Source organism: Oscillospiraceae bacterium NTUH-002-81 (assembly GCA_032620915.1).
Taxonomy (GTDB): domain Bacteria; phylum Bacillota; class Clostridia; order Lachnospirales; family Lachnospiraceae; genus JAGTTR01.
The window spans coordinates 2,569,111-2,582,372 of sequence record CP136052.1 but is presented as its reverse complement, the minus strand read 5'-3'; the positions used below and the strand labels follow the sequence as shown (position 1 = coordinate 2,582,372).

General features: G+C 52.8%; 11 protein-coding genes, 2 tRNA genes and 2 pseudogenes. 14 read left to right on the top strand and 1 reads right to left on the bottom strand.

The window, feature by feature from the left end:
- Positions 1–50: 50 nt before the first annotated feature.
- Entirely contained in the window at positions 51–590 is a 540-nt protein-coding gene (locus RJD28_12750) for a rubrerythrin family protein (GenBank protein WNV57144.1), read from the top strand.
- Positions 591–721: 131 nt separating this feature from the next.
- Here the strand turns inward: RJD28_12750 and RJD28_12745 are convergent, their stop codons facing one another.
- Positions 722–2,383, bottom strand: coding sequence for an ATP-binding cassette domain-containing protein (locus RJD28_12745; GenBank protein ID WNV57143.1), 1,662 nt, complete (start codon positions 2,381–2,383; stop codon positions 722–724).
- A gap of 184 nt (positions 2,384–2,567) precedes the next feature.
- Between RJD28_12745 and sdaAB the strand changes: the two genes are divergently transcribed.
- The 13 genes and pseudogenes from sdaAB to RJD28_12680 all read left to right on the top strand — a co-directional run bounded on the left by sdaAB (position 2,568) and on the right by RJD28_12680 (position 13,216).
- Positions 2,568–3,245, top strand: a complete 678-nt coding sequence (gene sdaAB / locus RJD28_12740; GenBank protein WNV57142.1) for an L-serine ammonia-lyase, iron-sulfur-dependent subunit beta — start codon at positions 2,568–2,570, stop codon at positions 3,243–3,245.
- On the top strand, positions 3,235–4,107 hold the full coding sequence (sdaAA, locus tag RJD28_12735) for an L-serine ammonia-lyase, iron-sulfur-dependent, subunit alpha (GenBank protein WNV57141.1): 873 nt from the start codon (positions 3,235–3,237) through the stop codon (positions 4,105–4,107). Before sdaAB ends, sdaAA begins: the two co-directional genes overlap by 11 nt.
- Positions 4,108–4,120: 13 nt before the next feature.
- Positions 4,121–4,840 carry a TIGR01906 family membrane protein gene (locus RJD28_12730; protein WNV57140.1) on the top strand — a complete coding sequence of 240 codons (720 nt, stop codon included), beginning with the start codon at positions 4,121–4,123 and terminating at the stop codon, positions 4,838–4,840.
- Between the two features lie 99 nt (positions 4,841–4,939).
- Positions 4,940–8,699, top strand: a pseudogene (locus RJD28_12725) (phosphoribosylformylglycinamidine synthase).
- A gap of 1 nt (position 8,700) precedes the next feature.
- On the top strand, positions 8,701–9,348 hold the full coding sequence (locus tag RJD28_12720) for an SGNH/GDSL hydrolase family protein (GenBank protein ID WNV57139.1): 648 nt from the start codon (positions 8,701–8,703) through the stop codon (positions 9,346–9,348).
- A gap of 121 nt (positions 9,349–9,469) precedes the next feature.
- A tRNA-Val gene (locus tag RJD28_12715) sits at positions 9,470–9,542 on the top strand.
- Positions 9,543–9,566: 24 nt separating this feature from the next.
- Positions 9,567–9,640 (top strand) — tRNA-Met (locus RJD28_12710).
- 67 nt (positions 9,641–9,707) lie between these two features.
- The gene (locus RJD28_12705) at positions 9,708–10,301 is read left to right on the top strand and encodes a sugar O-acetyltransferase (GenBank protein WNV57138.1); all 594 of its coding nucleotides are present in this window, start codon (positions 9,708–9,710) and stop codon (positions 10,299–10,301) included.
- A 92-nt stretch (positions 10,302–10,393) separates the two neighbouring features.
- On the top strand, positions 10,394–10,603 hold the full coding sequence (locus tag RJD28_12700; protein ID WNV57137.1) for a nucleotidyltransferase domain-containing protein: 210 nt from the start codon (positions 10,394–10,396) through the stop codon (positions 10,601–10,603).
- Positions 10,604–10,875: 272 nt separating this feature from the next.
- A pseudogene (locus RJD28_12695) lies at positions 10,876–11,127 on the top strand (HEPN domain-containing protein).
- A 10-nt stretch (positions 11,128–11,137) separates the two neighbouring features.
- A complete protein-coding gene (gene ispF / locus RJD28_12690; protein WNV57136.1) occupies positions 11,138–11,683 on the top strand; it encodes a 2-C-methyl-D-erythritol 2,4-cyclodiphosphate synthase in 546 nt (181 codons plus the stop codon).
- A gap of 35 nt (positions 11,684–11,718) precedes the next feature.
- Positions 11,719–12,606, top strand: a complete 888-nt coding sequence (locus RJD28_12685; protein WNV57135.1) for a GNAT family N-acetyltransferase — start codon at positions 11,719–11,721, stop codon at positions 12,604–12,606.
- Position 12,607: 1 nt separating this feature from the next.
- Complete coding sequence (locus tag RJD28_12680; GenBank protein ID WNV57134.1) at positions 12,608–13,216, top strand: hypothetical protein; 609 nt, start codon at positions 12,608–12,610, stop codon at positions 13,214–13,216.
- Positions 13,217–13,262 lie beyond the last annotated feature (46 nt).

Here is a 13,262-nt window from a genome sequence, read left to right as displayed (position 1 = left end):
AAGATAAACTGCAAAGAATATAGGAAACGAGAGAAAGGATGGAATGACTTATGGCAAACAAATATGCAGGAACACAGACAGAGAAGAATTTAAGAGCAGCTTTTTCAGGAGAATCTGAGGCAAGAAACAAATATACATTCTTTGCTTCCGTAGCGAAGAAAGAGGGATATGAGCAGATTTCCGCCCTGTTCCAGAAGACCGCAGACAACGAGAAGGAGCATGCGAAGATGTGGTTCAAGGAGCTGCAGGGCATCGGGGATACCGCACAGAATCTGCTTCACGCCGCAGAGGGTGAGAACTATGAGTGGACAGATATGTATGATGATTTTGCCAGGACCGCAGAGGCAGAAGGTTTCCCGGAGCTGGCGAATAAGTTCCGCATGGTAGGCGAGATCGAGAAGCATCACGAGGAGCGGTATCGCGCACTGCTGCACAATGTGGAGATGAAGGAAGTATTTGCCAAGAGCGAAGTGAAGGTATGGGAGTGCCGCAACTGCGGACATATCGTGGTTGGCACAGCTGCACCGGAGGTTTGCCCGGTATGTGCACATCCCCAGAGCTACTTTGAGGTACATGCAGAGAACTATTAAGGTAATGCGCGCAGGGAAAAAACAAGCGGCTGTGTGAGCAGCCATTTGTTTTTCGCAAGTGTATTTATAAAAAATGAAACAGCGGTAAGAACCGGAATGGGTATCTTGCCGCTGTTTTTCTATGCAATGGTTTAAGCTTCTTCGTCGTTTTCCTCCGGCTCCACATCGTCGGTATTTTCAACGGTGTAGGTCGTTCTCTTCCTTGCCATCTCGTCGCTTTCCAGATACTCGTCGTATGTGGTGATCTTGTCGATGATGCGGCCGTTGGGCAGGATCTCGATGATCCGGTTTGCGGTGGTCTGGACGATCTGGTGGTCACGGGAGGAGAACAGCAGCACGCCCGGGAACTTGATGAGGCCGTTGTTCAAGGCAGTGATGGACTCCATGTCCAGATGGTCGGTGGGCTCGTCGAGGAGCAGGCAGTTGGCACCGGAGATCATGAGTTTGCTGAGCATACAGCGCACTTTCTCGCCACCGGAGAGTACCTTTACCTTCTTCACGCCGTCTTCTCCGGCGAAAAGCATACGGCCCAGAAAGCCGCGGACATAGGTGGCATCCTTGATCTCGGAGTACTGGGTCAGCCAGTCAACGATGGTATCGTCGTTGTTGAACTCGTGGGAGTTATCCTTGGGGAAATAGCACTGGCTGGTAGTCACGCCCCATTTGTATGTGCCCTCATCCGGCTCCAGCTCTCCGGCCAGAATGCGGAACAGCGTTGTCTTGGCAAACTCGTTGCTGCCGACGAAAGCAATCTTGTCGTCGTGGCCCATGATAAAGGAAATGTTATCCAGCACTTTCACGCCGTCAATGGTCTTACTTAAGTTCTCGACAGTCAGCACTTCGTTGCCGATCTCGCGGTTGGGACGGAAATCAATGTAAGGATATTTCCGGCTGGAAGGTTTGATCTCATCCAGCTGGATTTTCTCCAGGGCTTTTTTACGGGAGGTTGCCTGTTTGGACTTGGAAGCATTGGCGCTGAACCGGGAGATGAACTCCTGCAGCTCCTTGATCTTCTCTTCCTTCTTCTTGTTGGCTTCCTTCATCTGCTTGATCATCAGCTGGCTGGACTCGTACCAGAAGTCGTAGTTGCCGGCGTAAAGCTGGATCTTGGCATAGTCGATATCGGCGATCTGGGTACAAACCTTGTTCAGGAAGTAACGGTCGTGGGAAACGACAATGACCGTGTTCTCAAAGTTGATGAGGAACTCTTCCAGCCAGGCGATGGCGTCCAGATCTAGGTGGTTGGTAGGCTCATCCAGCAGAAGGATGTCCGGGTTGCCGAACAGCGCCTGGGCCAGCAGCACCTTCACTTTCAGGTTGCCGGGCATATCGGCCATCTGATTGTAATGAAGCTCGGTGTCCACACCGAGGCCGTTTAACAGGGTGGCAGCGTCAGACTCTGCTTCCCAGCCGTTCATGTCGGCGAATTCGCCCTCCAGCTCACTGGCACGGATGCCGTCCTCGTCGCTGAAATCCTCCTTCATGTAGATGGCTTCTTTTTCTTTCATGATCTCATACAGACGGGCATTTCCCATGATAACGGTATCCATAACGGAATACTGGTCATATTTGAAATGGTCCTGCTGTAAAAAGGAAAGCCGCTGACCGGGCGTGATGATGACTTCGCCGCTTGTGGGCTCCAGCTGACCGGACAGGATCCGTAAAAATGTGGATTTTCCGGCACCGTTTGCACCGATGAGGCCATAGCAGTTGCCTTCCGTGAACTTGATATTAACATCTTCAAAAAGCGCTTTTTTGCCTACGCGCAGGGTAACGTTGCTTGTACTTATCATATTTGCAGCCTTTCTTCTTATTTCAAATAATATATGGTCAAAAACATATCATTTCTATTGTATCGTAATCGTTAGATTTTGCAAGTGCTTTTTTTATTACAGTTTACTCGCATGTGTTTTCAAAAAAACGGGAATATGGTATGATAGGCAAAGAAGTATGACAGACTTTGAAGGAGGACAGCGTATGAACCTTTTTGACATTGTGGGGCCGGTGATGGTGGGGCCGTCCAGCTCCCACACGGCCGGGGCGGTGCGTATCGGATATATTTCCAGAAGACTGCTGGGGGAGCCGGTGAAGAAAGCACAGATCCTGCTGTATGGGTCTTTTCTGGCAACGGGGAAGGGCCATGGCACGGACCGGGCCATCATTGCCGGGCTTCTTGGCATGAAGCCGGACGATATGCGCATCCCGGACAGCATGGAGCTGGCCGAAAAGGCGGGCATGGAGGTTTCCTTCGGGGAGGCCAAGTGTAAGGACGCCCATCCCAATACGGCGCAGCTCATCCTCACCGGCACCGACGGCAATACGCTGGAGATAGAAGCTGCTTCTCTGGGCGGCGGCCGGATCCAGGTCTGTAAGATCGACGGCATCGAGACGAATTTCTGCGGCGATTATCCGACGCTCATCGTGCACAATCTGGATCAGCCGGGGCATGTGACAGAGGTGACGTCCATGCTGGCCCACAAGGCGGTGAACATCGCCACCATGCAGCTGTACCGGGACGCCCGGGGCGGCAACGCGGTGATGGTGCTGGAATGTGACCAGGAGATTCCGGAGGAATCCGTGCGGTGGCTACGGCATCTGGAAGGGATCATGAAGGTGACCTATCTGAGTCTGGAGGAAGAGAAAGATGAGTTTTGATGCACTGGAACAGATCGTAAAACAGGCAGGCGCAGACGGCCATGGATTCTTCTGGGCAATTCTGGAGGAGGATATGGAGGAGCGGCAGGTATCCCGGGAGGAATCCTTTGGAAAAATGCAGCAGATGTATGCGGCCATGCGTGCCTCGGATGCCGCATATGACCGGAAGCGGAAATCGGCCAGCGGATTTGTGGGAACGGACGGGGACAAGCTGGAGCAGCTTGTGGACCGGGGTCAGGGGATCTGCGGCAGCTTTATGGATCAGGTCATGACACGGGCGCTGAAAATGGGTGAAAACAACGCCTGTATGGGCCGGATCGTGGCGGCGCCCACAGCCGGTTCCTGCGGCGTGCTTCCGGCAGTGCTGCTGACCTGGCAGGATCTTTACGAAGAAAAACAAGAACGGATGGTGGAAGCGCTTTATGTGGCAGCCGGGATCGGGGAGGTCATTGCTTCCCGGGCGTCTATTTCCGGTGCGGAGGGCGGCTGTCAGGCAGAGATCGGTTCCGCTTCTGCCATGGCGGCAGGGGCACTGACCTATTTGCGGGGCGGTGATCCCGGAGCCATCACCCATGCAGCGGCCATGGCGTTGAAAAATCTGCTGGGACTGGCCTGTGACCCGGTGGCGGGACTGGTGGAGGTGCCCTGTGTGAAGCGAAACGTCATCGGCGCAGTGGGGGCGGCGGCAGCCTCGGAGATGGCCATGGCGGGGATACGCAGTGTGATTCCGCCGGATGAGGTCATTGATGCCATGCAGGCCATCGGCCGACGGATGGACGTTTCTATCCGGGAGACCGGAGAGGGCGGCCTGGCGGCAACCCCCACGGGCATACGCCTGACAGAAAAACTGCGGGAATTGTAGGAGGATACTTTCGATGAAAAAGATATATGGCATTTTGAGTATCGTATCGGCGCTGGCCCTGATCGTGTGTATGCTGATCTCCAGCCTGGATCTGGTGGCATATTATGAACCGGGCTTTTATGAGAAGGAGTACCGGAAATATAACGTGCAGGAACCATTGAAAATGGAAATAACGGATATTCTCTATGTGACCGATGAAATGATGGATTACCTGAAGGGCTACCGGGCAGACCTGGTGGTGGAGACAACGGTAGACGGGAAAGAGCGGGAGTTTTTCAATGACCGGGAGAAGTCCCACATGGCGGATGTGCGGGATCTGTTTCTGGGTGGGATCCGCCTGCGCCGCCTGCTGCTTTTGCTGGTGATCGCCATTGTGGGAACGCTTGTGTGTATGGACGAGCATCCGTTCCGGCGGCTGTCGAAAGGGTATCTCATCGGCGGCGGGGTATTTCTGGCGGCGCTGGGGGCGTTTGCGGCCTATGCCAGTCAGGATTTTACCCGGGCATTTACCCAGTTTCACCATGTTTTTTTCAACAATGACCTGTGGCTACTGGATCCGAAGACCGATCTGCTCATCAACATGCTGCCGGAAGGCTTTTTCACGGATTTTGCCATCCACATGGGCGTGATATTTGCGGGCATGCTGGTGGTGCTGGCCGTTGTGTGCATCGTTTTTCTGATCGTGACCCGGCAGAAAAAAGGGTGTGGCAAAGGAAGATATTTATTAGAATAAGAAATAAACACAATAAGATATATTAATTATACTAATGACTCTTGTTGTGCTATGATAAAAACAGGAAAATCAACGAATCATACGTCAGAGGAGGTACCTATGAGCAGCGTAAGAAGAGTATATGTGGAGAAAAAAGCACCTTTTGCGGTAAAGGCGAAGGAACTGAAGCATGAGATCAGCAGCTATCTCGGCATCGACACCGTGACCAGTGTGCGTGAGCTGATCCGCTACGATGTGGAAAATATCAGCGATGAGACATTTGCGAGAGCGTGTACGTCCGTGTTTGCGGAGCTTCCGGTGGATGTGCTTTATGAGGAGCATTTTCCGGGGGAAGATGGCGCCTATGTATTTTCTGTGGAATTCCTGCCGGGACAGTTCGACCAGCGGGCAGATTCTGCTGTTCAGTGCGTACAGTTTCTGAAAGAAGACGAGCAGCCGGTGATCAAGACAGCGGTCACCTATGTAATAGAAGGAACACTGACAGATGAGCAGTTTGAAAAGATCAAAAATTACTGCATCAACCCGGTGGATTCCAGAGAAACCGGCCTGCAGAAGCCGGATACGCTCATCACCGTATTTGATGAGCCCGCAGATGTGAAGATTTTTGACGGGTTTACACAGATGGAGGATCAGGAACTGGAGGAGCTGTATGCTTCCCTGAATCTGGCCATGACCTTCAAGGATTTCAAACACATCCAGAATTATTTCCGGGAGGAGGAAAAACGTGACCCGTCCATGACGGAGATCCGTGTGCTGGATACGTACTGGTCCGACCACTGCCGTCATACTACGTTTTCTACCGAGCTGACGGATGTGAAATTTGACGACGGTTATTTCCAGAAACCCATTGAGGAGACGTATCATGAGTATCTGGATGCCAGAAAAGAGGTATTCGGCGAGCGCAAGGATAAATTTGTCTGCCTGATGGATCTGGCCCTGATGGCCATGAGAAAGCTGAAAAAAGAAGGAAAATTACAGGATCAGGAGGAGTCTGACGAGATCAACGCCTGCAGCATCGTGGTACCGGTGGAGATCGACGGCGAGACCGAGGAGTGGCTCATCAACTTTAAAAATGAGACCCACAACCATCCCACAGAGATCGAGCCTTTCGGCGGCGCAGCAACCTGTCTGGGCGGCGCCATCCGTGACCCGCTGTCCGGCCGTACGTACGTTTATCAGGCCATGCGTGTCACCGGTGCGGCAGACCCGACCCGTTCCGTGGACGAGACGCTGAAAGGAAAGCTGCCCCAGAAGAAGCTTGTCCGCGGTGCAGCCAGCGGCTACAGCTCCTACGGCAACCAGATCGGTCTGGCCACCGGCCTGGTAAAAGAGATCTATCATCCCGATTATGTGGCAAAGAGAATGGAGATCGGCGCTGTCATGGGCGCGGCTCCGAGAAAAGCAGTCATCCGTGAGACATCCGATCCCGGCGATATTATCGTGCTGCTGGGCGGCCGTACCGGCCGTGACGGCTGCGGCGGTGCTACCGGTTCCTCCAAAGTACATACCGAGGAGTCCATTGAGACGTGCGGCGCAGAGGTGCAGAAGGGCAATCCGCCGACCGAGCGGAAGATCCAGCGCCTGTTCCGCAGAGAGGAAGTCAGCCGTCTCATCAAGAAGTGCAACGATTTCGGCGCAGGCGGTGTGTCTGTAGCCATCGGTGAGCTGGCAGCAGGCCTGGTGGTGAACCTGGACAAGGTGCCTAAGAAATACGAGGGACTGGACGGCACAGAGATCGCCATTTCCGAGTCCCAGGAGCGTATGGCTGTGGTAGTCGATCCTTCCGATCTTGACCAGTTCCTGGCTTACGCAAAAGAAGAAAACCTGGAGGCTGTGCCGGTGGCCGTTGTCACCGAGGAGCCCCGCCTGGTGCTGGAGTGGAGAGGCAAGAAGATCGTAGACATTTCCCGTGCTTTCCTGGACACCAACGGCGCTCATCAGGAGACGGCCGTGGAAGTGGAGATGCCTTCCGAAAAGGACAACTTCTTTGAAAAACAGGAACCGGTAACAGATGTCCGCGCCAAATGGCTGGATACGCTGAAAGACCTGAACGTTTGCTCCCAGAAGGGTCTGGTGGAAATGTTCGACGGCTCCATCGGTGCCGCTTCCGTATTTATGCCCCACGGCGGCAAATATCAGACCACAGAGACCCAGGCCATGGTAGCCAAGCTGCCGGTGCTGAAGGGCAAGTGCGATACCGTCACCATGATGAGCTACGGCTTTGATCCGTACCTTTCCAGCTGGAGCCCTTACCACGGCGCTGTCTATGCGGTGCTGGAATCCGTGGCAAAAATCGTTGCCAACGGCGGTGATTTCCGCAAGATCCGTTTCACCTTCCAGGAGTATTTCCGTCGGATGACCGAGGATCCCAAGCGCTGGAGCCAGCCTTTTGCAGCACTGCTGGGCGCTTACCATGCACAGATCGGCTTCGGCCTGCCGTCCATCGGCGGTAAGGATTCCATGTCCGGCACCTTCAACGATATTGATGTGCCGCCCACCCTGGTTTCTTTCGCTGTGGATGTGGCAAAAGAGCAGGATATTATTTCTCCGGAGCTGAAAAAGGGCGGAGATGTGCTGATCCTTGTAAAAACAGACAGAGATGCTTATGATCTGCCGGTATTTGCTCAGGTGATGAAGCAGTATGAAAGCTTACAGGCAGACATCCAGGCCGGTCGGGTGAATGCCGCTTACGCGCTGGATGCCCATGGTCTGGTGGCAGCTGTGAGCCGCATGGCCTTCGGTAACCGCAAGGGTGTGAAGATCGACAGCGAGATCGCACCGGAAGAACTGTTTGCACCGGGCTTCGGCAACATCGTGTGCGAAGTTCCGAAAGACAAGATCGACGAGCTCACCGTGGCTTACGCAGAGATCGGCGAGGTGACCGATGAGGAAGCCTTTGTATACGGCGACATGAAGATTTCCATGGATGAGGCCATGGATGCCTGGACAGGAACCCTGGAAAAGGTATTCAAGACCCGTTCCAAGGCGGACACCAGCGCACCGGTGAACACAGGCCTGTATGATGCCAAGGAAGTGTACATCTGCAAACATAAGGTAGCAAAACCCACCGTATTTATTCCGGTATTCCCGGGCACCAACTGTGAGTACGACAGCACGAAAGCCTTTGAGCGTGCCGGTGCCAACGTGGTGACAAGAATCTTCCGCAACCTGGATGCCAACGATATCCGGGAGTCTGTGGATGCCTTTGAAAAAAGAAATCCGGCAGGCCCAGATCATCATGTTCCCCGGCGGTTTCTCGGCCGGTGATGAGCCCGATGGCTCTGCGAAATTCTTTGCAACCGCATTCCGAAATGCCAAGATCCAGGAAGCGGTCATGAAGCTGTTAAATGAGAGAGACGGCCTGTGCCTTGGTATCTGCAACGGCTTCCAGGCCCTGATCAAGCTGGGACTGGTGCCTAATGGCGCTATCGTGGGACAGGATGCAGAGGCACCCACACTGACCTACAACAACATCGGCCGCCACGTATCCAAGATGGTATACACCAAGGTGGTTTCCAACAAATCCCCGTGGCTGGCGCAGGCAGAGCTGGGCAAGGTATATGTCAATCCGGCTTCCCACGGCGAGGGCCGCTTCGTGGCAAACGACGAGTGGCTGAAGAAGCTGTTTGAGAACGGTCAGGTGGCAACCCAGTATGTGGATCTGAACGGCAACCCGACCATGGACGAGGAGTGGAACGTCAACGGTTCCTACTGCGCGATCGAGGGTATCACCAGCCCGGATGGCCGCTGCCTTGGAAAGATGGCGCATGTGGAGCGCCGGGATTCCCATGTGGCAATGAACATCTACGGCGAGCAGGATATCCGCATCTTTGAGTCCGGTGTGGCTTACTTTAAATAATATGGAAAGAAAAAGAATTGTCTGCTTCGGAGATTCCAACACCTGGGGATACGATCCGGGGACCGCTGAGCGGTTCCCGGAGGATGTCCGCTGGACGGGACTTTTGGCGCAGAAACTGGGAGAAACATACAGGATCATTGAGGAAGGACAGAACGGCAGAACGATAGCTACAGAGGATCCCTGCGAGGGAGAGAAAAATGGCATGCGTTCTCTTGTACCCTGCATGGAGAGCCAGAAACCCTTTGATCTTTTGATCATCATGCTGGGTACCAATGATCTGAAGCGCAAGTTCCAGTACTGTGCCATGGATGTGGCCGGAGAAATGGAGCTTATGGCAGAGAAGATCACGAACTACCTTCGTTTTCATATGAAAGGCAATCCGCAGGTGCTGCTCATTTCCCCTGTGCATATCGGAGAGAACATTACCCGTTCCCGGCTGGGCGATCTGTTCGGCTATGAACGATCCCGGCAGGTGTCCCTGGAGCTGGCTGACTGGTATCGGCAGATCGCCGAGATCCATGGCTTCGGTTTTCTGGATGCGGCACAATTTGCCCGGGCAGGCCAGATCGACAGCGTGCATCTGGAAGCGGACGGTCATCGGGCGCTGGCGGAAGCTGTCGAAGATTGGGTGAGAACGCATCTGAAATAGAATAAAAAATTTAAAAAATTAAAAATTTTAAAAAAATTCAAAAAAGGGGTTGACTTTTGCTTCGAAATAATAGTATAATAGCGAAGCAGGTTGAGGGAAACAAAACAACCAAGCAGACCCCGGGATCTTAGCTCAGCTGGGAGAGCATCTGCCTTACAAGCAGAGGGTCACAGGTTCGAGCCCTGTAGGTCCCATTTTCAATGAAAATTGAATACCATGGCGAGATAGCTCAGTTGGCTAGAGCACGCGGTTCATACCCGCGGTGTCGAGGGTTCAAATCCCCCTCTCGCTACTAAGAAAGCATCCGTGTGAGATTTCACATGGGTGTTTTTTGTTACACGGAAGAAAGGAGATAATATATGACAGAATGGGAAAAGGCACAGAACGGGTATTTATACGATGCCAATTATGACAGAGAGATTGTGGAGGCCCGCACCCGATGTGCCGATCTGTGTTATGAATTCAACCAGTGCAGACCGTCGGATGTAAAGCGACAGCAGGAATTATTGCAACAGATCATAGGACATCTGAAAGGAACGCCCGTCATCACAGCTCCTTTTGCCTGTGATTATGGTTTCAACATCTCCATCGGGGAAAATTTTTACACGAATCATAACGTTACTATCCTGGACGGTGCCCGGGTGACCTTTGGGGACAATGTGTTTATCGCCCCCAACTGCGTCTTCTCCACAGCCGGTCACGCCATTGACAGCGCCCAGAGAAATCAGGGTCTGGAGATCGCCCTGCCCATCACTGTGGGGGACAGCGTGTGGATCGGGGCGAATGTGTCCGTTCTGCCGGGCGTCACCATTGGGAGCAATACCATCATCGGTGCCGGGAGCGTGGTCAACAAAGACATCCCGGACGGGGTCATTGCCGCCGGGAATCCCTGTAAAGTGATCCGCAGGATCACAGAAGAAGATCGGAAAAAAATATCCGGTTTTCGGCGGTGATGAAGGACGCTGCGGCGTATTGAAGTGAAAATAGAAGTATGATAAAATAAAAGTTATCAAAGAAGCCAGGCAGGAAAGAAGGTGTTGTGTGTATGCCAAAGCAAATAGAAGAGCTGTTAAAAGTGTATCGGGGAGAACTGGAAAGTGCAACGGACTACAGGATAAAAAAGGTGATTCTGTATGGATCTTATGCCCGTGGAGATTTTCGACCGGATTCCGATATAGACGTGATGGTGCTTGTTGACACAGACAGAGAAGGTGTCAGCGCCCTGGAAAAAGAAAATTTGCGATGTTACGTATGATTTTAACGACGAGTACGGAACTGATATTATGCCGGTGGTACAGAGCAACACACATTTTGATTATTGGAAAAAGGCAGATATGTTTTATCGGAATGTAGAAAAAGACGGGGTGATTATTTGACCGAAACATATTCAGAAGGCACGTTTGAAGATGTGGCGCGATACAAGTTCGAACAGGCAGAAGATGACCTGGAAACGGCGAAAATTCTGCTGGCGGCCGGAAATATAAAGCTGCTAATAACCGGGCATATTATGCTTGTTTTCATGCGGTAGATGCTGTTCTGGCAAAGGAACCGATTGCTTTTAAAAAGCATAAAGATACACTTAGTTATTTTAACAAAAATTACGTGCATACAGAAATTTTTCCAAAGGATATCGGGCGTAAAATCTCAAGACTTGAGATTATCAGACATAAGAGCGACTATGATACGTTTTATATAGCAAGTAAAGATGATGCCACAGAGCAGATTGAAGTGGCAGAGGAAGTTGTAAAATTAGTGAGAAAATATTTAGAAGTGGAATAAGGAGGACATTATGCGGGCAGGTCTGGGATATGATGTGCACAAGCTTGTGGAAGGGCGGGATCTGATCCTCGGTGGCGTGAAGATTCCCTATGAGAAAGGATTGCTGGGACATTCGGATGCGGATGTGCTGCTGCATGCGATCATGGATGCGCTGCTGGGAGCGGCGGCTCTGGGGGATATCGGAAGACATTTTCCGGATTCCGACCCGGCTTATAAAGGCATTTCCAGCATCAAACTGCTGGAGCATGTGGGAAATCTGCTGGAAGAACATTTTTATGTGGTGGAAAATATCGACGCTACGATCATTGCGCAGCGGCCGAAGATGGCGCCGTACATTGAGCAGATGCGGAAAAACATTGCGGATACGCTGGGGCTGGATGTGGATCAGGTGAACGTGAAAGCTACCACGGAAGAGGGGCTGGGCTTTACCGGAACCGGGGAGGGCATTTCCTCCCAGGCCATCTGTTCCCTTCGGAAGCTGACCAGTTTTTCTTCTGTGGATGTGGAGGACGCGGCAATGCCGCCCTGCGGAGGCTGCGGCGGATGCCAGAAATAGCAAGACGTAGATGACGGGAGAAGGCGGGGAACGATATGGCGGAAGTGATCAGATACCTGCCAGATGAGGAAAAGAACCGGACGCGGGCGCTGTGGGAGCGGATTTTCGCGGAGGACAGCGAACGGTTTCTGGATTATTATTATCATATAAAAACAGCAGATAATGAGATTCTGGTGCTGGAGCGGGATGGAGAGATTCTGTCCATGCTTCAGCTGAATCCTTACCGGCTGCAGCTTGGGGCGGCGCAGGTGGAGGCGGCCTACGTGATCGCGGTGGCGACGGACAGCCGGTATCGGCATCAGGGGATGATGGCGCGGCTGCTAAAGCGGGCCATGCAGGATCGTCAGGCGAAGAAACAGCCCTTTTTGTTTCTGATGCCTGCGGCGGAGGCCATTTACCGGCCCTTTGGATTTCGGTTTATCTACCGGCAACAGAGCATGACGGGGGTACTGGGAGCGCTGGCTGATGCAGCACCTGGAATGCTTGCCGAAAATCACAGCCCTGCGAATACAGGATTGCTGCAGGAACCGAAAGCAGCGCATCAAAAGGGAAATGTGGATTTTTTTGAAAGCAGAAACTTTGTGTGGAAGTTATGTTCCGTGGCAGAAGATGAGATGGAAGAGGTCGCAGGATTGGCGAAACAGCTGCTGTCCCGCAGGCACATTCAGGTGCGCACCGTCCGGGACGCGCACTATTATCGTGTTCTGCAAAAGGAATGTCGGGCGGAGGACGGCGATCTTTGCTGGATGCTGCAGGACGGACGCCGGGCGGGGCTGGTGGCCTATACCTGTGACGAGGCGGTGGAGATCCGGGAGCCGTTGCTGGAGAAGTCAGAGCAGTTAGGGGGAAGCGCTGACGGAATGCTTTCAGGGATTTCATCGGCCATTGTATGTGTATGGAATGGATCTTTGGGATCATTTTGAAGTGGAACCTGAAAATAAAAATTGGAAACAGGAACCTGTCCGTCCGGTGATCATGGCCCGGGCACTGGATCTGTCTGTGCTGACAGCAGGGGTTCGTGCCATCTGTCCAGTGGCGCTGGTGCTGGAACTGGAAGATCCGATCCTGTCGGACAATACCGGGTGTTTTTTGTGGCAGGTAAGTGAGGTGGATAGCCGCTGGGAGAGGATTTCTGATGTCCCAAAATCTGCTGGCGTCGGGGATGCTGCTATTGGAGCTGCAGTTGCCAGAGCTACTGCTATCGGAGCCTCTGTCGTTGGAACCACTGCTGCCGGATGCGCTGCTGTTGGAGTTGCAGCCACCAGAACTGCTATTATCGGAGCCGCTGTCGTCGAAACCGCTGTTGTTGGCGGCGATGGCGGAAGATGTGAAAATGTTGTTGGAGATGCGCGTTTTTGTGGAGAAAATGTGCCTGTGATGCAGCTTTCTGTGGATGAGTTTGTGCAGCTGTTATTTCCAGACGGAGATCCGGCAGCTTCGGCAACGCTTTTGGAACGGATGACGCCGGAGGTGCGGGATGTGTGGAGAAAACTTTCTCTGTATGAACATGTCTTTTTGAACGAGATCGTGTAATGCCAGACAAGCATAAGAAGAAGTTGCCGCGCTCCACGGCATCGGA

What these genes read in the sequence shown, in the direction of transcription:
- RJD28_12750 (WNV57144.1), top strand. Translation starts at nt 51, where the DNA reads ATGGCAAACAAATATGCAGGAACACAGACAGAGAAGAATTTAAGAGCA.
- RJD28_12745 (WNV57143.1), bottom strand. Translation starts at nt 2,383, where the DNA reads ATGATAAGTACAAGCAACGTTACCCTGCGCGTAGGCAAAAAAGCGCTT.
- sdaAB (WNV57142.1), top strand. Translation starts at nt 2,568, where the DNA reads ATGAACCTTTTTGACATTGTGGGGCCGGTGATGGTGGGGCCGTCCAGC.
- sdaAA (WNV57141.1), top strand. Translation starts at nt 3,235, where the DNA reads ATGAGTTTTGATGCACTGGAACAGATCGTAAAACAGGCAGGCGCAGAC.
- RJD28_12730 (WNV57140.1), top strand. Translation starts at nt 4,121, where the DNA reads ATGAAAAAGATATATGGCATTTTGAGTATCGTATCGGCGCTGGCCCTG.
- RJD28_12720 (WNV57139.1), top strand. Translation starts at nt 8,701, where the DNA reads ATGGAAAGAAAAAGAATTGTCTGCTTCGGAGATTCCAACACCTGGGGA.
- RJD28_12705 (WNV57138.1), top strand. Translation starts at nt 9,708, where the DNA reads ATGACAGAATGGGAAAAGGCACAGAACGGGTATTTATACGATGCCAAT.
- RJD28_12700 (WNV57137.1), top strand. Translation starts at nt 10,394, where the DNA reads ATGCCAAAGCAAATAGAAGAGCTGTTAAAAGTGTATCGGGGAGAACTG.
- ispF (WNV57136.1), top strand. Translation starts at nt 11,138, where the DNA reads ATGCGGGCAGGTCTGGGATATGATGTGCACAAGCTTGTGGAAGGGCGG.
- RJD28_12685 (WNV57135.1), top strand. Translation starts at nt 11,719, where the DNA reads ATGGCGGAAGTGATCAGATACCTGCCAGATGAGGAAAAGAACCGGACG.